The organism is Streptomyces sp. NPDC005963 (genome assembly GCF_040638655.1).
Lineage (GTDB): Bacteria > Actinomycetota > Actinomycetes > Streptomycetales > Streptomycetaceae > Streptomyces.
The window spans coordinates 80049-100169 of sequence record NZ_JBEXVD010000013.1 but is presented as its reverse complement, the minus strand read 5'-3'; the positions used below and the strand labels follow the sequence as shown (position 1 = coordinate 100169).

The 20121-nt window shown below is 68.8% G+C and carries 20 protein-coding genes; 17 read left to right on the top strand and 3 right to left on the bottom strand.

Annotated features, from left to right (window positions below):
* Positions 1 to 11 precede the first annotated feature (11 nt).
* Positions 12 to 1283, bottom strand: a complete 1272-nt coding sequence (locus ABZ348_RS19215; RefSeq protein WP_358934504.1) for an aspartate aminotransferase family protein — start codon at positions 1281 to 1283, stop codon at positions 12 to 14.
* A gap of 297 nt (positions 1284 to 1580) precedes the next feature.
* Between ABZ348_RS19215 and ABZ348_RS19210 the strand changes: the two genes are divergently transcribed.
* The 14 genes from ABZ348_RS19210 (at position 1581) to ABZ348_RS19145 (ending at position 15132) form a co-directional block, all read left to right on the top strand.
* Positions 1581 to 2624, top strand: coding sequence for a hypothetical protein (locus ABZ348_RS19210; protein ID WP_358934502.1), 1044 nt, complete (start codon positions 1581 to 1583; stop codon positions 2622 to 2624).
* On the top strand, positions 2621 to 3193 hold the full coding sequence (locus ABZ348_RS19205; RefSeq protein WP_358934500.1) for a hypothetical protein: 573 nt from the start codon (positions 2621 to 2623) through the stop codon (positions 3191 to 3193). The genes ABZ348_RS19210 and ABZ348_RS19205 overlap by 4 nt, the downstream gene beginning before the upstream one ends.
* The gene (locus ABZ348_RS19200; protein ID WP_358934498.1) at positions 3183 to 4286 is read left to right on the top strand and encodes an ABC transporter ATP-binding protein; all 1104 of its coding nucleotides are present in this window, start codon (positions 3183 to 3185) and stop codon (positions 4284 to 4286) included. The genes ABZ348_RS19205 and ABZ348_RS19200 overlap by 11 nt, the downstream gene beginning before the upstream one ends.
* Entirely contained in the window at positions 4279 to 5061 is a 783-nt protein-coding gene (locus tag ABZ348_RS19195) for an ABC transporter permease (protein WP_358934496.1), read from the top strand. The genes ABZ348_RS19200 and ABZ348_RS19195 overlap by 8 nt, the downstream gene beginning before the upstream one ends.
* A gap of 90 nt (positions 5062 to 5151) precedes the next feature.
* Positions 5152 to 5808: an HAD family hydrolase gene (locus ABZ348_RS19190; protein ID WP_358934494.1), complete on the top strand. Its 657-nt coding sequence runs from the start codon at positions 5152 to 5154 to the stop codon at positions 5806 to 5808.
* A 244-nt stretch (positions 5809 to 6052) separates the two neighbouring features.
* Complete coding sequence (locus ABZ348_RS19185; RefSeq protein WP_358934492.1) at positions 6053 to 7375, top strand: acyl-CoA dehydrogenase family protein; 1323 nt, start codon at positions 6053 to 6055, stop codon at positions 7373 to 7375.
* Positions 7376 to 7408: 33 nt separating this feature from the next.
* On the top strand, positions 7409 to 7852 hold the full coding sequence (locus ABZ348_RS19180) for an SRPBCC family protein (RefSeq protein ID WP_358934490.1): 444 nt from the start codon (positions 7409 to 7411) through the stop codon (positions 7850 to 7852).
* Complete coding sequence (locus ABZ348_RS19175) at positions 7849 to 8865, top strand: NAD(P)-dependent oxidoreductase (protein ID WP_358934488.1); 1017 nt, start codon at positions 7849 to 7851, stop codon at positions 8863 to 8865. Before ABZ348_RS19180 ends, ABZ348_RS19175 begins: the two co-directional genes overlap by 4 nt.
* Before the next feature lie 184 nt (positions 8866 to 9049).
* The gene (locus tag ABZ348_RS19170; RefSeq protein ID WP_358934487.1) at positions 9050 to 10117 is read left to right on the top strand and encodes an inositol-3-phosphate synthase; all 1068 of its coding nucleotides are present in this window, start codon (positions 9050 to 9052) and stop codon (positions 10115 to 10117) included.
* Positions 10118 to 10149: 32 nt separating this feature from the next.
* A complete protein-coding gene (locus ABZ348_RS19165) occupies positions 10150 to 11340 on the top strand; it encodes a methionine adenosyltransferase (RefSeq protein ID WP_358934485.1) in 1191 nt (396 codons plus the stop codon).
* Positions 11337 to 12347, top strand: coding sequence for a hypothetical protein (locus ABZ348_RS19160; RefSeq protein ID WP_358934483.1), 1011 nt, complete (start codon positions 11337 to 11339; stop codon positions 12345 to 12347). The genes ABZ348_RS19165 and ABZ348_RS19160 overlap by 4 nt, the downstream gene beginning before the upstream one ends.
* Complete coding sequence (locus ABZ348_RS19155) at positions 12344 to 13132, top strand: SDR family oxidoreductase (RefSeq protein ID WP_358934482.1); 789 nt, start codon at positions 12344 to 12346, stop codon at positions 13130 to 13132. The genes ABZ348_RS19160 and ABZ348_RS19155 overlap by 4 nt, the downstream gene beginning before the upstream one ends.
* A gap of 3 nt (positions 13133 to 13135) precedes the next feature.
* The gene (locus ABZ348_RS19150; protein WP_358934480.1) at positions 13136 to 13945 is read left to right on the top strand and encodes a histidinol-phosphatase; all 810 of its coding nucleotides are present in this window, start codon (positions 13136 to 13138) and stop codon (positions 13943 to 13945) included.
* 26 nt (positions 13946 to 13971) lie between these two features.
* Positions 13972 to 15132: a hypothetical protein gene (locus tag ABZ348_RS19145; protein WP_358934478.1), complete on the top strand. Its 1161-nt coding sequence runs from the start codon at positions 13972 to 13974 to the stop codon at positions 15130 to 15132.
* Here ABZ348_RS19145 and ABZ348_RS19140 read toward each other — a convergent pair.
* Together ABZ348_RS19140 and ABZ348_RS19135 are read right to left on the bottom strand one after the other, a co-directional pair.
* Positions 15127 to 16116, bottom strand: a complete 990-nt coding sequence (locus ABZ348_RS19140; protein WP_358934477.1) for a phosphotransferase — start codon at positions 16114 to 16116, stop codon at positions 15127 to 15129. The genes ABZ348_RS19145 and ABZ348_RS19140 overlap by 6 nt on opposite strands.
* Positions 16113 to 16685: a hypothetical protein gene (locus ABZ348_RS19135; protein ID WP_358934475.1), complete on the bottom strand. Its 573-nt coding sequence runs from the start codon at positions 16683 to 16685 to the stop codon at positions 16113 to 16115. Before ABZ348_RS19135 ends, ABZ348_RS19140 begins: the two co-directional genes overlap by 4 nt.
* A gap of 261 nt (positions 16686 to 16946) precedes the next feature.
* Here ABZ348_RS19135 and ABZ348_RS19130 point away from each other — a divergent pair, with 261 nt between their 5' ends.
* The 3 genes from ABZ348_RS19130 to ABZ348_RS19120 all read left to right on the top strand — a co-directional run bounded on the left by ABZ348_RS19130 (position 16947) and on the right by ABZ348_RS19120 (position 20098).
* A complete protein-coding gene (locus ABZ348_RS19130; RefSeq protein WP_358934473.1) occupies positions 16947 to 17669 on the top strand; it encodes an SDR family NAD(P)-dependent oxidoreductase in 723 nt (240 codons plus the stop codon).
* 104 nt (positions 17670 to 17773) lie between these two features.
* Entirely contained in the window at positions 17774 to 18805 is a 1032-nt protein-coding gene (locus ABZ348_RS19125; protein ID WP_358934472.1) for a hypothetical protein, read from the top strand.
* A 228-nt stretch (positions 18806 to 19033) separates the two neighbouring features.
* On the top strand, positions 19034 to 20098 hold the full coding sequence (locus tag ABZ348_RS19120) for a hypothetical protein (RefSeq protein WP_358934470.1): 1065 nt from the start codon (positions 19034 to 19036) through the stop codon (positions 20096 to 20098).
* The last annotated feature ends 23 nt before the right edge of the window (positions 20099 to 20121 follow it).

Below are 20121 nucleotides of genomic sequence, written 5' to 3'. Positions count from 1 at the left end.
CCCGATACCGCTCAGGGTGGTGTCGGGGCCGGATGCCGGAACTCCTCGGGCACCGCGGCACAGACGGCGTCCAGTGCGGCGAGCGCCTCCTCGGCCTCCTCGTCTGTGGCAACCAGGGGTGGGAGCAGCCGCAGCACTTCCGGCTGTCCCAGGCACGGGGACACCATCAGCCCGCGCCGTCCCGACTCCAACAGGACGTCTCCGGCGACGGCGGGGGTGACGAACTCGACGCCCCACAGCAGCCCCCGGCCGCGCACCTCGGTGATCAGTTCCGGGTGACGTCGGGCGAGCCCGGCCAGGCCCGTGGAGAGCAGTTGGGCGAGGCGTTCGCCCCGCTCCGCCAGTGTTTCCACCGCGGCGAGCGCCGCTGTTCCGGCCGCTGCGCCCAGCGGGTGACCGGAGAAGGTGGTGGTGTGCACGAACGGGTCGGCGGCCAGGGGGGCGTAGAACCGCTCGGTGGCCACGACCGCGGACACCGGCTGCACCCCGCCGCCGAGCGCCTTGCCGAGGAGCACGGCGTCGGGTCGCAGTCCGATGTCGGTGCTGACCAGGCTCGGACCGCATCTGCGCAGTCCGGTTTGGATCTCGTCGACGATCACGAAGGCGCCGTGCTCATGTGCTGTAGACGCCAGTGAGTGGAGGAATCCGGGGTCCAGCGGGCGTACCCCGCCCTCTCCTTGGACGGGCTCGACGAGGACCGCGGCCACATCGCCATCGGCGAAGGCCCCGGGAATCGACGACGGGTCCGCGGCGATGTGGGTCACCCCGGGCAGCAGGGGTTCGAGGGAATGGCGGTAGCGCGCGTTCCAGGTGACGGCGAGCGCTCCGAGCGACTTGCCGTGGTACGCGCCCTCGACGGCGAGCACTCGGGTGCGGCCCGTCGCGAGGCGGGCCAGTTTGAGTGCCGCTTCGACCGCGTCGGAGCCGTTCAGTCCGAGCCACACCTTCGTCAGCCGGTCCGGATCGACGTAGGCGGCCAGTGCGGCGGCGAACCGGGCGGTGGTGCCGTTGCCGAGGACGCGTGTGGAGACCGGCATCGCGTCCAACTCTGCGCGTACCGCGGCCACGACCGCGGGATGGCGCTGTCCGAGCAGTGTCACGGCATAACTGCCGAAATCGAGTGCGGCGCGGCCGTCGGAGAGTTCGAGGCGGGCTCCCCTGCCACTCGATTCGATGGCACCGGAGCCGTTCATTCCGTAGACGAGGGCGAGTTGGGGTGAGAGATGCCGTCGAATGGCGTCGAGTGCTCCCCGGGCGGTCCCGAGTGTGATGGTCGCGGTCATCGGGCCTGCTCTCCTTCTGCCTGACGCTGGACCGAGGCGTCCGGGCCCGTGTTCACCCGGGCGACGGCTCCTGGTGCGGACACCGGTCCAAGGGGCGTGTCGGGAGAACGCCGCGGTCAGCGTTGCAACGATGTCTAGCCGCCTGTCCGCGCCGATGAAAGGTCGCGTTCCGGCTGCCGGAACGTTCGTTGATCTGGGCCGCGGCACTTGGGAAGCTGCCGAGGGTGTCGAGGTCGCGGTCACCGAGGGGAGTCGGCCGCACCGTCGCCACCGTCATCGGGAGGTGTACCGACCACCATGGGGACCACATCAGCGAGGACCGTCCTGTTCCCGGACTCCGACCTGCTGGAAAGACGTCTCGACGCATTCTTGGAACAACGAGGAATGGACCGGGACGCAGTGCGCAAGGAGGTCGACCAAGGGCTGGGCAACCCCGCGCTCGCGGTCGTCGCCGGATCGGTACTGGCCGGGTTCGGCAATCATCGGAGCGACCTGGACCTCCTGGTGCTGGTCGAGAACGACCGGCTCACCCGCTTTCCGATCCAGTCCCACGAACACGGCACCCTGATCGATATCAACGTCCGCAGGGCGAGCGCCGTCCGGGACAGCACGGCGGAACTCACCGCCGAGCCGTGGCCCCGGTTCGACGGCGTCTCCGAGGGCGCCTGGAACCACCGCCGACGGGCGATCAACACCGTGAGCAGGCTGGCACTGGGCCTGCCGCTGGTGGTGTCGCCGCCGTGGGACGACTGGCTCGCGCAGGTGCGCGGTCCCTGGCTCGCACGCGTCGTCGAGCAGTGGTGGACGATCGAGGCACAACGGCTCGCACTGGCCGCCCGCTGGTTGCTCGACGCCCGGCCCATGGCGGCGGCGGTACGGGGGCGGGAGGCCGTGGTCGCCGCCCTCAACGCGCGGACGGCAGCGGCCGGTGAGCTGTACTTCACCGAGAAGTGGGTGGGTGAGAAGCTCAAACTCCTCGACGACGCCGAGGGCCTCGCCCTGCTCCACGAGGTGTTGGTGCCACCACTCGCACCCCGGGAACGGACGGTCCACTGTCTGTCCCTGGTCGACCGGCTCGTCCGCACCGAGGCCCCCTTGCACGCCGTACTGCGCTGGGCGACCGGTACCGGCCAGACCGTGCTGGACGACCGCACCGTCGTGGACCGCTGGCAACTGCGCGCCGTGGAGACCTTCCGCCGGGAGCTGCCGGAGCCGGGGGACGACTCCGTCATCTGGTCGGGACCGGTGGGCGAGCTCCCTCCCGACGATGTCCTCCCGCTGTTCGTCCACGACATGGTGTGGCTCGGTGTCGCCCATCCGACCCCGGAGGTGTCCCCTTGACGAGCACCCGCACGACCCTCGACACGGAGACCGCCACGAGCGGGTCTGATGGGGCCGGCATCCATCTGTCCGACCTGCGGCGGCTCCTCGCCTTCCGCGCACACGGGGCGGCCCGCCTCCTCTTGCGGTGTCGGGCGCGTTTGGAGGACATCGAAGGCGCCGTGACGGCGGGTCAGACCGAAGTCGCCGTCCTCATGGCCTATGACCTGGTGCAGTCCTCGCTGTCGGTCCGCGGTCTGCGCACCGAGGGCGAAGTGAGCATCGGAGGCGACCAGGTGAGCTTTGACCCCTTCGCCGGGGTTCCGGCGGACGACATCGAGGCCGGACTGCTCCTTGCGGCCGAGGGCCGCGAGGCGGTGGGACGGCACGGGGAGCAGTGGGTGGAGCGGCTGCGCGAGCATCTGCGGGAGACGGAAGCCCTGCTCGGTTACGGCGAGCCACTGCCCGACGTCCGCTCGGCGAGCGGGCTGATGAAGGGCTTCAAACTGGCCCGCACCTGGCAGCCGCACCTACTGCGCGTCGGCCTTCCCGATCTGCTGCCGGACGCCTGGACACGCCGTGCCGACTGACACCGGACGCACTCCCGACGCACCGCACCGGGCCCTCGCACTGACCCTGCGCGGCGTGAGCAAGCGGTACGGGTCGACGACCGCCCTCGACGACGTGGACCTCGACATCGCCGAAGGCGAGATCGTCGGTCTCCTCGGGCACAACGGGGCGGGCAAGACGACCTTGATGTCCCTGGTGGCAGGGCTGCTGCGGCCGGATGCGGGAGAGATCGAGGTGCTCGGCGTCTCATCGGTCCGCGATCCCCGCCGAGCCCGTCGGGGGCTGGGCCTGGCTCCGCAGGAACTGGGTGTCTATCCTCCGCTGACCGTGCGGCACAACCTTCGGTTCTTCGCCGAGATGGCCGGGTTGCGCGGCAAGGAGGTGCGGCGCAGGATCGAGGAGGTGGCCGAGCCGCTCGGCTTGGCCTCCCTGCTCGACCGGCGCGTCTCCCATCTCTCGGGCGGTGAACAACGCCGGGTCCACACCGCGATGGCCCTGCTGCACCGGCCGCGGCTGCTGCTGCTCGACGAACCCACGGCGGGCGTCGACGTGGAGACGCGGGCCCGGCTCATCGACTTCGTGCGGGAGATGGCCGCCGCCGGGACGGCCGTCTGCTACTCCACGCACTATCTCGCCGAGGTCGAAGCGCTCGATGCGAGTGTGGCCGTGCTGGACCACGGAAACATGATCGCCCGCGGACCGCTCAAGGAGTTGGTGCGCCGTCACGGGGAGAGTGCCGTGGAGCTGACGTTCATCGGCGAGCCGCCGGAACTGGACCTGCCCTGGCCGGTGACCCGTGCGGTCGACGTGTTGCGCGTCCATGTCGAGCACCCTCAGCTCGCCGCGCCCGATGTGCTCGCGTCCCTGGGTGAGGCTGCTTTGCGGCTGGTCAATCTGCGGGTGGTGCAGCCGAGCCTGGAGAGTGTCTTCCTCCGTCTAACGGGACGTCGGTACGCGGCGGATGCCGCCCCGCCCGGTTCGGAGGCGGCGGAACCCACCGGGGCATCGGCGGACCAACCTGACGAGTCAGAGTCAGAGTCCGGTGCGGGCGACGGTCCCGTGCCCCTGCACGACGGGCGGCCCATCAGCCATGGTGCGGGACGTCATGGGTGACGGGTCGCTGGGACGGATCGGTGCACTGGTCCGCCATGACGCCCGGCTGATGGTGCGCGATCCGGCGCCGCTGATCGTGCGTACCGTCATGCCCCTGCTCATCATGGGCTTTATGCAGCCGCTGTTCCGGGTGGCGCTGCGGGCACAAGGCGTCCAGGACGCCAACGGAGCCGAACAGGCCGTGCCCGGGATGGCGGTGATGTTTCTGTTCTTCATCGTCAACGTCGTGGGTTTCGCCATGTTCCGTGAGCACGGCTGGAACACCTGGGAGCGACTGAGGGCCGGGCCCGCGCGGCCGTTCGAGCTGGTGGCCGGCCGGGTCGTGGTGCCGTTGGCGGTGGCCGTGCTCCAACTCGCCGTGGTCTTCGCCGCCGGTGGGTTGCTGTTCGGGCTGCGGGTGCGCGGCTCCTACCTCGGGCTGGTGGTGGTCGGCGTACCGCTGGCGCTGTGCGTGGTCATGCTCGGCATGGCCCTGGTGTCGGTGTGCCGCACTGTTTCCCAACTCCTCGTCTTCGCCAATCTCGCCGCGTTGTTCTTCGCCGGGCTCGGCGGCGCGCTGACTCCGCACTCCGCACTCCCGGAGTGGGCCCTTCCGATCGCGCCCGCGGTGCCGAGCTACTGGGCGATGCGCGGGTTCTCCACGGTGGTGCTCGACGGCGGTGGGGTCCGTTCGGTACTGCTGCCGGCGAGCCTGTTGTGTCTGTTCGCCATCGGTCTCACCGCCGTGACCCTGGCCTTCTTCCGCACCGACCACCGCAAGATCTCCTGGTCCTGAGCGGTGCGGCGTGGCCCCGGAGCCCGCCGCACCGCCCAGCTCACATCGGCCAGGCCGTGCAGCGGCCTTCCGCCAGCAGAAGGGGGCACCATGCCCGCAGTCGTGGTCTTCGACTGCTTCGACACGCTCGTGACGTCCCATCGGCCGTTTCCGAGCCCCGAGGAGTTCACCGGCTGTCTCGTCGATGTGTTGACCGTCGACGAGCGGCGGGCGAAAGCGGTGGTCGGCATCGTCTTCGGCGCCGTGTACGAAGCGATGTCCGACAGATCCGCACTCCAGCCGTCGACCCTCGTCCTGCTGGACACCGCCTTGCGGGAGCACGGTGTCCTACGGGAGCAGGCCGCCTTGGAGCGGGCGCTGTGGTACGCGCTGGGTTGCGCGGACGAGGACCGCTACGCGCTGTGCGAGCCGGCGGCGACGGCGATGACCCGTGTTGCGGATGCGGGCCACGCGGTTCGGGTGTTGTCCAACTGCTATCTCCCGGGCACGCTGATGCGCAGGCTGTTGAACGGGTTGAAGGTGCCGGAGGTGTACGACCGGGCGCTGTTCACCGCGGACGGCGGGCCGAAGAAGCCCGACCCCCGCGCCTTCCACCTCATCGGCGAGGGCGACTTCACACGGCGCGTGATGGTCGGTGACTCCGAGGCGGACGACATCGCCCCGGCCGCCGCCCTCGGCTGGGACACCGTGCTCGTCGATCCCGCTCGCCCCGACCTGTCGAAACTCATGTCACTCCTGGAACTCTGAAACCGCTGCCGCCGATCCCCAGCGATCCGGTGTTCCGCACAAAGAAACACCGGCTGTTCCCGGCCCCCGGACTCCCTAGGGTTTCCCCGACACCGTCCGAGGACTGTGTCCCGGTACTCCATTTCTCTGTTCCCTTCTTCTGTTGCCCGCCGTTCGTCGCTCGCCATTCGTCACTCGCCGTTCGTCCGTATCCATGCGCGCCGTGCAGAAGGAGTCATCCCATGCAGTCCCTCGCAACCGGCCCGTGTCGCGCCGGGCTGCCCGCGATCACGACACGGTGCGCGGGCTCCCGCCGGCGGCCGGCGTGGTGCGCCCCGGTGCCGCACCCACCGTGCTCCGGGGTGCCGAGGCCGAGACCCGCCGCACACTGCCGGACCAGGAGGGGTGGGGTATGACGCTGGACGGCCGCCCCGGGGACGACCACGACGGCACAGCCGCCGAAACCGCCCCCCACCGGGTGCTCCTGGACGCGGGCTGGAGCACGGCGTGGAAACCCGGCGGGGCAGCCGACTCCCGTACCGGCGCGGATCGCATCCGTGCGCTCGCCGCGAGTGGGTACGCCGCACTGCCGATCCCGACGGACTTCGGCGGTGGGGGCGCGAGCCTGGTGGAAGTGGCATCGGCACAACGCGCCTTGGGCACGGTCGACCCCTCGGCCGCCATCGCGTTGAACATGCACGCCTTCACCGTGGGGCTGATGACCGACTACTGGAAGCGGCACCGGGACACGAGTTGGATGCTGTTGGAGGGGATCGCCCGGTCCGGGGCGCTGGTGGCATCCGCGTTCGCCGAGCCGGGAGGCAGCCCCAACTTCATGAGCAGTCGCTCCGAAGCCGTCCAAACCCCCAAGGGCTATCGGGTGTCCGGTGTGAAGTACCCCTGTTCGCTGGCCTCCACGGCGACCCTGGTGTGTTTGACGGCCCGGGTCACGGGGACCGACGAGACGATCCTCGCGCTGTGCCCCAGCGCCTCGCCCGGCCTCTCGGTGGAGGGGGAATGGCCCTCGCTCGGAATGCGGGACTCGGACACGGCCAAACTCGTCCTGCGCGATGTCGAACTCGATGATCGGCTCGTCTTCCACCGCGGTCCAGCGGACGTCATCGACGACAATGTGGTCTCCGGCATGGCCTGGTTCGCGGTGCTCCTGAGCGCCACGTACCACGGTGTCCTCAGCGGTCTGCTGGACCTCGCGTACCGCGGGGTGGTGGACGCCGGCACCCACGGGCCGAGAACCGCCCTCCTCGGCCGCGCCACCCGGGAGTTGCTGACGCTCGGCGGTGCCTGCCGCCAGCTCGGGGCCGATGTCGAATCCGGGGCGATCGCCGGCCGGGCGGCCCTGGCGGCTGCCGTGGGACTGCGTGCCACGCTCAGCGACACGCGCGACCGCGTCCTGAGCGCCGTCACACCGGTCCTCGGCAGCCGCCTGTACGGACGGGGTCAGCGAGCGGCCGAACTCCTGGTCGACTCACTCGCCGTCCATCACCATCCGCCGTCGCTCCTGACGTGCGACGAGGTCGTCGGCGCGTTCTGTACGGGACGTGAGATCAGCTTCGATCCGGCCGGCTGAGCCGCCCGGCCGTCCCTGCCAAAGGAGAGAGCCATGCCCCACGTCGAAGTCAATCTGCCGATCGAGGCCCCCGCCACCGATGCCTGGAAAGCCGTCACCCGGCTGGAGGACTACGCCGACTACATGGAGAACGTCGAATCGGTGACCGTGCGGGGGCAGACCGAGGCCGGCGCACGCGTCAGCGAGTGGTCGGTCCTCCTCAAGGGCTCCGTACTGGAGTGGGTGGAGGAGGACGAGCTCGACGAGGCGACGCGCACCATGACGTTCACCCAGGTCTCCGGCGACCTCGACGAGTTCCGCGGGTACTGGCGGGTCGAGGACGGCGGGGACGGCACCTCCGTGGTCACGTTCTCGGTCGACTTCGAGATCGGCATCCCCCTCCTGGCCGACATGCTCAACCCCGTTGCGGCCAAGGCCCTGCGCGAGAACTCCGAACACATGCTCCGGGCCATCGAGCGGCGGATCACGGTCTCGTGAGATCGCCCGCACGCATCCTGGTGACCGGCGCCACCGGCGCCGTGGGCAGTGCCGTGCAACGCGCACTGGACGCCGCGGGGTACGAGACGTACGGCGTCAGCCGTCGCGGCGGGACGGGTGAGCGGCAGTACGCGTGGCGCATCGGGCGGGAAGCGGTGCCCGACGCGTTGCGCGGGCCGTGGACCGCCGCGGTGCACTGCGCCGCCGACACCCGCTGGAACCTCCCCACCGAGCGGGCCGCCGAGGCGAACATCGCCCCGTTGCGCGCCCTCCTGTCCGCCGTCGGACCCGAGACCCACTTCATTCACCTCTCCTCCTCGTACGTCACCGGCTTGGAGGGCACCTTCGCCTCGCCCTCGCCCGACGCCTACCGCAACTCCTACGAGTGGTCGAAGGCCGCGGCTGAACGTCTGCTGCGCAGCGAACGGGAGAGCGCGGACATCGTCCGGTTTCCCATCGTGATAGGAGCCAGGTCCGACGGTCGGCTGGATCGCTACAGCGGGTTCTTCTGGCTCCCCTCCGCCCTGTGCAGCGGAGCCGTGCCCGCCCTGGTGGGCGACGAGAAGGCGCTCCTCGACATGGTCAGCACGGACGACGTGGCCGACCACATCGTCCGCACCGTCGCGGGTGGGCCTCCCCCGGGCCATCGACTGTCCGTCCTCGGGCGCGGTGACCTGGCCCAACGGGTCGACGAGGTGTTCGACACCATCCTCGACTCCCTCAACTCCTGGCGTGCCGAGGCCGGCGTGGCCCGTTTGGACCACCTTCCCTTCGTGACACCCGACCAGTGGAACCGCTTCTACCTGCCCTTCGCCGAGCAGTACCTGGACCGTGCCCAGTTGCAGAGGGTCACCGCCTTCCGCGCCTACCAGGGCTATCTCTCGGTCACCGAACCGTTCGCGGTCACCGATCGGGTGGCGGACACCGCGCCGGTGCTGCACGACTCGATACGCCGTTGGGCCGAAACGCACAGCGCATCGGCCCGTCGGGTGCCCCGACCGTGGGGAGCCTGAGGTGTCGATCCGGTCGCGCACACCGCACCACCCCGTCACACGAGTGGTTGAGGTCCGTCGTGAACGCTCCGCCGCACTCCCCGAGTCGGTTCTTGTCAGTCAGGTCTTGGAGGGAATCACGGAAGTCAAGGGTTGGGCTGCCGAGTTGGAGTTGGTGTTCGCGTAGAAAGGAACCACCCCTGTCATGAAACCCGTACGTGTGGCGCTTGCCGGTGCCGGCAACTGTGCCTGGAGCTTCAGCCAGTTCGTCGCCCTGGCACAGGCGGACCCGGACACTCGGCTGCCCGGCCTGATGTGTCATACGGTCGGCGGCTACCGGCTGTCGGACGTGAGCATCGTCGCTGCGTTCGACGTGGACGCGGCCAAGGTCGGGCTCCCCCTGGCGGAGGCGTTCACCGCGCCCGCCATCTGCGCGACCGACTTCGCCGCGCTCGGGGCCGACCGCAACGCACCGGTGCTCGCCGCACCGGTCCTCGACGGTCTCGCGGGCCCGCTCGGTGGAGTGGTGGAACCCGCCGCAGCCGCTCGGGACGCCACCCAGGAGGACGTCAGCAAGGCCCTGGCCGAGTACGACGTCGACGTCCTGGTGATCGTCCTGCCCACCGGGGCGTCCCAGGCCATCCGGATGTTCGCCCACGCCGCGCTCGCCGCCGGGGTGGCCGTGGTCAACGCCACCCCCGAGGAACTGGCCAGGGACGTGGACCTGCGCCGGAGGTTCGCGGATGCGGGAGTCGTTCTCCTCGGTGACGATCTGCGCAGCCACGTGGGGGCCACCTCCCTCCACACCACCCTGATCGAGCTGTTGCTCAGCCGGGGGCTGGTGCTGTCGAGCACCTACCAGCTCAACGTCGGCGGCAACACCGACTTCCTGAACCTGGCCGACGCCGGACGTTCGGCCTCCAAGTTCGCTTCCAAGGCCAATGCGCTGCGTGCGGCCGGTGTGACGGACGTCGACGGTGTGGCAGGGCCCACCGGGTTCATCGGGCATCTCGCCGACACCAAGGTGTGCTTCGCCCACATCAAGGCGACGTCCGTCCTCGGTTCGGAGGTGGAGATCGATGTGAAGCTCACCGTGGAGGACAGCCCAAACGCCGCCGGTGTCATCGCGAACGCCGTCCGGTTGGGCAAGGCCGCCACCGATCGGGGTCTGTCCGGCACCGTGGACGACGCCGCCGCCATCCTCTTCAAGAGCCCACCGAACGGCCTGCCCGAATCCGAGGCGAGGGCCGCCTTCCTGGACTTCGCCTCCTGACGTCTGCCGGCCACGAGCAAGGGAGAAGGTCAATGCTCTCGATACAACGGGACTCCCGAACGGTTGAGGACCTGCCGTACGAACTCGTCGAGCGCAAGGGGGTGGGGCACCCGGACACCATGTGCGACGCCATGGCGGAGCGCATGTCCCGCTACTACTCCCTGCACTGCCTCAAGGAGTTCGGGGGTGTGGCACACCACTGGTTCGACAAGGTGACGCTCTACGGGGGCGGCGCCGACATCGACTACGGCCGGGGGGAGCTGACCGCGCCCTATCGTGTGAAGGTCTTCGGGAAGGGGGCCTTCCGGGTCGGCGACACCGAGATCCCGGTACAGGACATCGTGTTCCGGGCCGCTGCCGACGTACTGTCGCAGGTCACCACCGGGTTCGATGCCACCCGGCATCTGGTCGTCGAGATCGGTGTGGTCGACCACCAGGGCTCCGGCCGTGGAGTGTCGCGCTACCAGCCGGGGTCGCCCGGGGAGCTGGTGCCGCTGCGTTCGCCCGGGTTGGTCTCCAACGACACCAATTTGTTGCACGGCTATGCACCGCTGTCCCGGCTGGAGACCGCGGTGTCGGAGTTGGAACACCTGATCAACGGGGCCGCGTTCAAACAGCGTCATCCGGACTCCGGTTGGGACGTCAAGGTGTTCGGCAGCCGCCGCGGCGAGACGTTCAGCCTGGTGGTCAACATGCCGTTCCTCGCCGCCCACATCGAGTCGATGGACCACTATCTCGCCCGCAAGGCGGTGATCCAGCAGGAGTTGGAGGAGTTCGTGACGTCCCTGAAGATCGGGGACTTCCGCATGTTGATGAATGCGACCGACCGCAACGGCCGCCCCTATCTGACGGCGTTGGGTTCTGTGGCGGACACCGGCGACGTGGGCGTGGTCGGCCGGGGGAACCGGGTCAACGGCCTGATCACCCCGATGCGGCCGATGAGCATCGAGGCCCCCGCCGGCAAGAACCCGCTGGACCACACCGGAAAGATCTACAACGTCATGGCGATGCGCCTGGCCCAACAGGTGCACGAGGAGTTCGGCGGTCCCGCCCAGGTCCACATCTTCACCTCCAAGGAGGCTCCGCTGGAGCGGCCGGACGAGGTCGTCGTCACCACCGTGGACGCCGAGGAGTCGGCCCTCACCGATCTGGTGAACGCCGCCGTGGCCGGCACCGGCGACCTGACGGCGGAGTTGATCGAGACGGGCATCACCCTGTGGTGACCGAGGCACGCATACGCACCGTCGTCGCCGAGGCCCATGGACTGGGGCGCCGGCAGGACACCGGTCCGTACCACCGTCCGACACCGGTGACCGGCACCCACTTCGTCACCCTGGTCAAACCCGAGGTCCTGGAGACCGCCGACGCGGCCGATGCGATGTCCGAGGTCGTCCGGGTGCTCCGCGAAGGGGAAGTGAACGTCCTGCGCTGTGCGCTGGTGCCCGCCCGGTACTTCGCCGAGCGCCGCTACCTCCTGCTGCACTACCCCCGGCTGCACCGGGTCGCCGCTGACGGGGTCCATGCACTGTGCACCGCGGCACGGCGGGAGGTGCGCTCGCTCCTCGATGCTTCCGGGGCCGTGGAGGTCCTCGGCGCGTTCGATGCGATGACGCAGGACACGGATCTGTCCCCCGCCGCCATCGACGACCGCTGTCGGCGAGCGGGCATCCACAAACTGGGCTCGGGGTCGTACGCCTCGGTGCTGGAGCTGAACGGGCGCACCGTGGTCGTGTTGAACGGCTTCCTCCCCGCCCTGGTCGGACAGTACGACAGCCCCTCCGCACTGGTGGGCCTGGTCGAGTGCCACAGCCCCCGAGAGGTCGAGGACCTGCGTACGCACCTGCTGGGAGCCCTGCACCCCGCTGCCGCGTCGTCCTCCTCGCTCCGCGGCACCCTGCACTCCCTGGTCGACGCGCAGGGGTTGCCCCCGCTCTCCGAGGGCCGCAACGGGGTCCATCTGTCCGCCGGTCATCTGGAGGGGATGTTCCAGACCTGGCGGTACTTCGCGGCAGCCGACGGAGAGGGCGTCACCAGCACGGCCCTCGGGCGGTCACTGGTCGACCGAGGGGTGTCGGCGGCGGCGTTGGCGGCCCTCGCGGGTGATCACAACCTGACCGAGGACTCCGGCGAGACGGTCGCTCCCCACGGGGCCACGGAACACCTCTCCCGTCCCGCAGTCCTCGACCTCGTACGGCAATGGACGGCCACCGGAAAGGAAGTCGAAGCATGAGCGATCTCCCGCGCGGGTTGGCCGGGCGCACGGCGGTGGTGACCGGCGGTGCACAGGGCATCGGCGCAGCGGTCGTCGAGCGGCTGTGTTCGGAGGGCTGTCGTGTCGTCGTCTACGACAGGAGCGCCGAGCACGGGCGTGCCCTGGTGGACCACTGGCAGCACAAGGGCCATGCGGTGCAGCTGGCCGTGGGCGATGTGACGGACGCGGCGGCGGTGGACGCGGCCTTCGCCGGTGTTCCCGTGGACTGGCCGACGCCGACGCTGCTGGTGAACCTGGCCGCTGGCTTCGTCTTCAAGGGACTGGAGGCGACGCCGACGGATTGGCACGACGTCCTCGATCCCACCATCGTCGGTCTGACCCTGATCACCCGGCGGTTCGTCGCCGGACTGCCGGAACACCAGGCGGACGCGGCGATCGTGAACATGGCGTCGATCTCGGCGCACATCGCGCAGAGCGGCTATCTCACGTACAACACGAGCAAGACGGCCGTGCTCGGTCTCACCCGGTGTCTGGCCCAGGACCTGGCTCCGCGGGGCATCCGGGTCAATTCGGTGAGCCCGGGGACTGTGTGGAACGCCAACAACGAGCGGTACCACCGTGAGGCATTGGGGTTGGACCGGGCGGCGGCCGAGGCCGCGCCGGAGCACGGTGGCAAGTTCCTGCTCCAACGCTTCGCGGACCCGTCCGAGGTGGCGGCGCCGATCGCCTTCCTCCTGTCGTCCGATGCGAGTTTCATCACGGGTACCGATCTTGTCGTCGACGGCGGATATCTGGCGGTGTGACGCGTGATCGATCTGCACACCCACCACCAGCGGTGCGGGCACGCCACGGGCGCGCTGCGGGACTACGTCGTCGAAGCGCTCGACAAGGGCGTCAAGGTGCTCGGGCTTTCGGACCACGCCCCGATGTTCGCCGCCGATGAGGACCACGCACTGCCTCCGGTGGCGATGCCGAAGTCTCAGTTCCCGTCCTACATCGCGGAGGCACTCGCCCTCAAGGAGGAGTTCGCCCACAGCATCGAGATCCTCGTGTCGACGGAGGCCGACTACTTCCACGGCAAGGTGGACGCCTACTCCGCGGCGCTGAGCCCCTATCCGTTGGACTACATCATCGGGTCAGTGCACATGTTCGAGGGCAAGGACATCTTCGACGCCTCCCGGTGGGAGTCCGTCGAACCGGACGAACTTCCCGCGCTCAAGTCCCGGTTCTTCCGCACGGTGGCCGACTGTGCCCGTTCGGACCTCTTCAACGTCATCGGCCATGTGGACGCGCTCAAGGGCAACTTTCCCGAGTTGGGTTCCGTCCCGGCACCCGCAGCGGCGGACGAGATGCTGCGGGCGATACGGGACTCCGGTGCCGTGATGGAGATCAACACCTCCGGGAACACCAAGAAGTGCGGGGGCTGGTATCCCGAATTCGACCTCCTCGAACGGGCGCTCCACTTCGGCGTTCCCCTCACATTCGCTTCGGACGCCCACATTCCCGGTCGCATCTGCGACCAGTACCCGGAGGTGGTCGAAGTACTGCTCGACATGGGGTTCACGACCTGGACGGTTTTCCGTCGCGGTGTGGCGCGGCAGTGCCCCCTGGCGTGAATCCGGTACTCACTTTGGGAGCTTTGATGAATGTCAGCGAACTCGTGGCCGTGGAGCCCGCCGGTGCGACCACGCGCCTTCTGCGGGTCAGGGAGCATCTGTTGAAGGTCGTCACCCTCTCGCCCGAGGCGGACGCGTTGGTGTCGGAGACCTTCTGTCCGCCGGGCATGTTGGGGGTCTTCGACGTCACGCCGGAGCCGGAGCGGGAATCCGGACCTGCACCCGACCTCACGGTGGTCGATCTGCCGCTCCACCCCGCCGACATCGATTCGTTGCTGCGTGTGGCGGCGGACGGCGGTCGACGGGGGGAGTTCGAGCTCACCCGCAACTACCGACTGCCGAGGTTCGACGCGGACGCCCACACGGTGTTCACCCTGCGGGACGTCAACTCGGACGAGGTGGCGGCGCTGGTGCGCACCGAGGACCGCGCCGTCATCGTGCGTCCCCGCTCTGGCCTCGGGGACCGGTGGCTCACCCGCATCGTCCGTGACGTGGCCACGCGGATCGCCAAGGCCGAGGGCTCACTGGTGCTGCACTCCTCGGCGCTGGTCTTCGACGACGGCGCCTATCTGGTGATCGGGGACTCCGGAGCCGGCAAGTCGACGACGGCGATCGCGCTCGCCAGGCTGTTGCCCTCCGCCGGTTGGATGGGCAATGACCGGATGCACCTGGACCGGCGCGGACACTCCTACGACGTCACGGCGTGCCCGCTGCCGCTGGCCATCAACAAGGGGTCGCTGGACGTCATGGGCATCAGCGACTTCGACCGTTGGTCCGTACGGGCGGGACTGCCCGGAGCCGGGTCGGACTGGGACCAGTTCCAGGGCGAGGACAAACTGAAGCTCAGTTCACAGGAGGTGCATCGCCTCCTGGGGGTCGATGTCGTACCGCAGGCACCACTCGCAGGGGTGATCCTGCCCCGGATCGACCGGGAGGCGGAGTACCTGCTGGAGCCGTCGACACCCGATCACACCGGTGAGGTGGTCCGACGGAACTGCTTCTCCCTCGATGACAATCTGTACGGCGAGGACTGGCTCCGGGTCCCCGTCCGCCACCGTGCCCCGCCTCCGTCGTTCGAAGGCTTCCTGGAACACCTCGCGAAACTCCCGGTCCTGCGCTGTTCCCTGGGCAGTGCGGCGGACGTGGCCAGGCTGGCCGACGAGTTCAAGGGCGCGGTGGGACTATGACCGCTGCTCGTCGTCCGTGCTCCCGCGTGCGTCGAGGGCCTCGGCCGTGCGGAGCAGCAGCTCCGTGTTGGCCTCGAAACGGGACCAGAATCGGGAGACCCAACCGAGGTACCAAGGGACTAGTTCAGCATCGCGCTCTGCGAGCAGGGACAGATGGTCGGACCGGGGCAGAAACCAGATCGCCCCCAACTTCGCCACATCACCGGTGCGGGCGTAGGGAATCCGCAGGTGCGTGTGGAGGCGTTCGACGAAGCGACGGGCTGCCACGGGATCCAGTTCGAAGTCACCCCGTCCTCGGCGGCAGGAGAGCCACAACGCCTTGCCGGCGTCGGCGGGTCGCAGGGAGTAGCCCGTCTCGTCCCAGTCGATGACGGTCGGGGAACCGGACCCGTCCGTCAGCAGGTTCCGACCGTGGAGGTCACCGTGGTAGATCACCGGCTCGTCCGTACGGGTCAGGCGCAGTGCGCTGGTCCGCAGATCGTCGAGGTGGATGTCCAGCGACCGCACCAGACTCCGCCCTTCACCGTCCAAGGCCCCGATCGTGCGTTCTCGTTCCCCGGCACCGAACCACGGCGACGCATAGTCGGCGATCAGCTCCTCCTGGATCGCGGTACGGGCGGTCCGTCCGCTCAAATCGCGGAGTACGAGGGCGAGTTGATCGATGTGGTCGCGGGTGTCCTGCGCGGGTTCTCCCGGTGCGAAGGGGCGCACCACGACCAGTCGCGGACGCTCCTCCCCGTGGAACCCGATGTTGAGTACGGGGGGATACCACGCGGTCCCCCGCAGTTCTGCGTCGACGCTCCGAATGCGGAGCAGCTCCCGTGCGGTCGAGCGTGCCTCGCAGTGGACCTTCACGGAGAGGTTTCGCTCACCGTCGACCACGCGGTGGGACGCATTGACTCCCCTGCCGTCGAGCGCTTCGGCATCCCCCCTTGCAATGTGCTCGATCAGGCGTCGGATCGTGGGCGCTGATGGGGTGCTCATGACTGCGGATCGTCCGGGGACACCGCACGGTCGAGCCACTCGGCGACCTCGGCCACCAGTTGTTCGACCGGTTTCGCACTGTCGAGCCGCAGCACAGGACAGGGGAGCTCGGCAAGCCAACGCTCGTCCTTGGCCAGGCTCCGACCCGAGAGGGAGGCATCGTCATAGCCCCGCGCCCAGTCCAGGAAGTCCCGGTGGGCCGCCTCATTGGCTCCGCCCGCTGCGATCGTGTCCCCGTATCTGAGCACTTCGCGGCTCATCAACCGCTCCATGCGGGTCCTCGGGTCGAGCGCGAGGAACACCACACCGTCAACCTGCTCGATGATGCTGTCGCCCCATCCCTTGAGCGATCCCGACAGGACCCAGGCCGCACGGGGCACGAACAACGCGTGCATCAGGGCGAGCCGTTCGTCCACGGGGCGTTTATGGGTGTACGGCGGTGCGGTGGGGAGCCAGAGGTAGTCGTCGACGTCCGCGTGTGGAACCGACTGCAAGGAGGCCAGGGTGCGACCGAGGGTGGTTGTGCCCACCGCGCTGGCCCCCGTGACGAGTAACCGATGCCCGCGCATATGTGCTCTTCCCCTCGTCCGGTCCTGAGCCCCGCACAACTCGCCCTGTTCAGCGGCCATCTGAGCGCACTGTTTCGACGGGGTCCGGTCCATCGGATCCTATCGGTCAACGGGTGGTGTCACCTGGGAAACCGCTCCACCTCCAGGTGGTTCCGGTCAGCCGTCGTCCCGGGCGGCACGCCGTCCATCAGCGCGCGTACGGGGAGTCCGGCTCCCCCGCACCGCACCCACTCCGTGAAGACGGGAGGAATGCGAGCCGCCATGGTCCACAACACGCCGAGCGCCTTGGTGACCGGTGTCTCCCGCGGTCTGGGGCGCCACATCTGCCGTGCGCTCAAGACGTCGGGGTACCGCGTGTTGGGAGTGGGGCGGACTGCTTCCCCGCAGAACGACGCCCTCGATGACTACCGGATGCTCGACCTGCGTCGACCGGCGGCCGACGAGCTGTTCGCCGACGAGGACGTGGACGTGGTCGTCAGCAACGCGGGCGTGTACCTCGACGATCCCCGCCGAGGGTACGGGGATCTCTTCTCCCTCTCTCCCGAAGACCTGCGGGACACCTTCGAGGTCAACCTGTTCGGAGCCGTTCGACTGGTACATGCCCATGCGCCCCGGATGATCGCGCGGGGCTCCGGCCGGATCGTCTGCGTCTCGTCCGGGATGGGGCGGCTCCAGGACGCCGACGGTTCCTCCTTCGCGTACCGCTCGTCCAAACTGGCCCTCAACTCCCTCGTCCTCACCCTGGCGCGGCACTTCGCCGACGCATCCGGCGATCTCTCTGCCCTCTCCTACTGTCCGGGGTGGATCCGGACGGACATGGGTACGGACTCGGCCCCGGGCTCCCCCGGGCCGGCAGCCTCCGATCTCGTCGAACTGCTCGCGCTTCCCTCCGCCCGTACCAACGGCGTCTTCTTCCGCGGCCCGGACGAACTGGGGTGGGACGTCCGCGGCCCGTTCGTGACGGATCAGGGCGGGGGGCGCTGAACAGCCTGGGGGAACGCACCAGCCGACCCATCCGGCCCACCGAGGGCACTCGCGCCGTACGGTTCCCTTCCGTCCGGCCCTGGACACGGGGGTGATTCACCACAATGGACGCCGACACTTCGACCGATCACTACACCATTCGCTCGCCCTTCGCCCATACCGGTCTGCTGTGCACGAAGAACGTGGCAGAAGACCTACAGCGGCTCGCCTCGCCCTATCTTCCGCTCCAACCGGGCCCCTCCGACCCGGGCACATGGCGGGTGGCCTCCCATGCGACGCCGCCGGACGGGGCGGTGGCCGAGTCGGTCACCGCGCTGGGCGAAGTCGCCGTCGACTATGCGGTCGACCACACCGAAAGGACCCTGTTCCACCTCGCACCCCGCGGCGATGCATGGGTCACCCAGTCCCTGTTGCGGGCCACCCGGGCGATCCACCGTTCGGCCGCCAGCAGACGCGGAGTGTTGTTCCTCCATGCCGGGCTCGTCGAACTGAACGGCCTCGGGGTAGCCCTGGTCGGTGGGAGTCGAGCCGGCAAGACCTCCTTCATCATGGCGAGCGTCCTGAACGGTTCCGGTGTGATGGTCTGCAACGACGATGTGAGCCTGACGGTGGATCCCGTGGCGGGACCGGTCACGGGGACGGGCTGGCCGCGTTCCATTTCGGTACGACTGGACACCTTGGACCTGTTGTTCGGACCGGAGCGGGCCCGATCCGTCGTGACGTCCCTGTCCCACCCGGCCAACGAAACACTGCCGAGCCTCCGGGCATCCGGAATCGAACAGCATGGCACGGCACTGATCTACCCCTGGGAGTACGCGGACCTCCTGGGCACCGAGATCGGGCGGTCCCTCACGGTGGATGCGATCGTGCATCTGAGCCTGGCCGACGAACCCACCGATACGGGGTTCTCCCCGGTCCCTCCGACCGGCCGTGGGGCACTGCTGGACCGGGCCGTCCTACCGCTTCCCAACAAACACCTCAACATCTTCGGCCATGAGCCGGATCCCGCAGGTCTCCTGCGCACCCACACCGCCCTCACCGCACTGCCCACCTTCCGCTTCCGATACTCGTTCCGCGATGTGCGCCACGAGGTCGATCGACTCGCCGACCTGCTTCGAGACCAACTGTCTCCATGAGGTACGGACGTTCGACGACGGGTGCGCAGCGGTACTCCCGTCGACGCACGGCATACCGCCGTTGTGGTACCGCCCCCATCGATCCCCGCTCCGGTGAACGGCCTGAATCCGTCTCTTGTTGCGCAGTGTGGAGTCCACTACAACCGAGTCACCCGGCCGGACCATGAACAGAGAGGTACCACAACAGCCGTGCTCTCCTTCCACGAACACATCTCCGCAGTCAGTGGCATGGACGCATTCGACGAGGAGGCCGTGCGGGCGAAGATCCATCTGGTGGACGGCGATGTACTGATGCTGTCCGGCTCCCTCGTGGACGGTTCGGGCACCCCGTCCTCGGACTTCGACTTCTCGGTCTTCGCACCCACCAAGGACCACCGGTTCCACCGCGACACCTTCCCCAGGGAAGGGCACATGCGGTACTACACCAGCGGTGACCGGGTGAAGGCCAGCTTCGACTACCTCCCCCACAGCCTGCTCGGAGTGGACGTCGAGTACTGGACGGTCGAGGAGATCTCCCACATGCTCGCGGCACACGCGCAGTTGTACGACCACATGAGGAGCCGCGCCCGCAAATCATCCAGCTTCGCCGCCTCCTCCGTCGACTTTCGGCTGCTGTCCCGTCTGACGTACGGCGTCCCCCTGACCAACGCGCCCGAGTTCGAGCGGATCACGACCGACCTGCGACCCGGTGAGCTGGCCTACACGGCCTTCCGCACGGCGGTCGGCAGCTATCCCGACTTCCGCGACCTGGCGGGCATGTGGGTGCAGAAGGACTACGAATCCGCACTGATCGCGGCCCGAAAGCTCGGGGTGGACACCTTCCGCGGTCTGACCCACGTCCACGGGAACACCAATCGCAACCCCAAGTACCTCGCCCGCTTCCTCTCCCGGCTCCCCGCGTCCCTGTCCGGTCTCACCACACGGTTCCGCCATCTCAACGCCTACGGTGTGTCGAGCCCGGCCGAGGCGCCCGAGGCCGTGCTGGAGTGGCTCGATCTCATTGACGGGGCGTTCGCCGGGATCCGCCGGGCGCGGGACGAGGCGCAGGCGTTCGTCAGCGGGCAGGAGTTCCTGGACCTGCTGAAGCGCGAGCTGCACGAGACGATGAGTTGGAACGCCGAGATCTCCAACGAGTACTGCTTCCGCGCACGCGAGGCGAGGGCCGACGTACCCCTCCTGCGCGACCTGTTGCGTTCCATGGAAGCGCGCGGCGCGGCCGAGCACGGGCTACCGCTGCAACAGTGGGCGCTCAGCCGCCCGGCACCCGCCGGTGAGAACAACACCTCCGTCTGAGACCGAGTCTGAACAAATCTGCA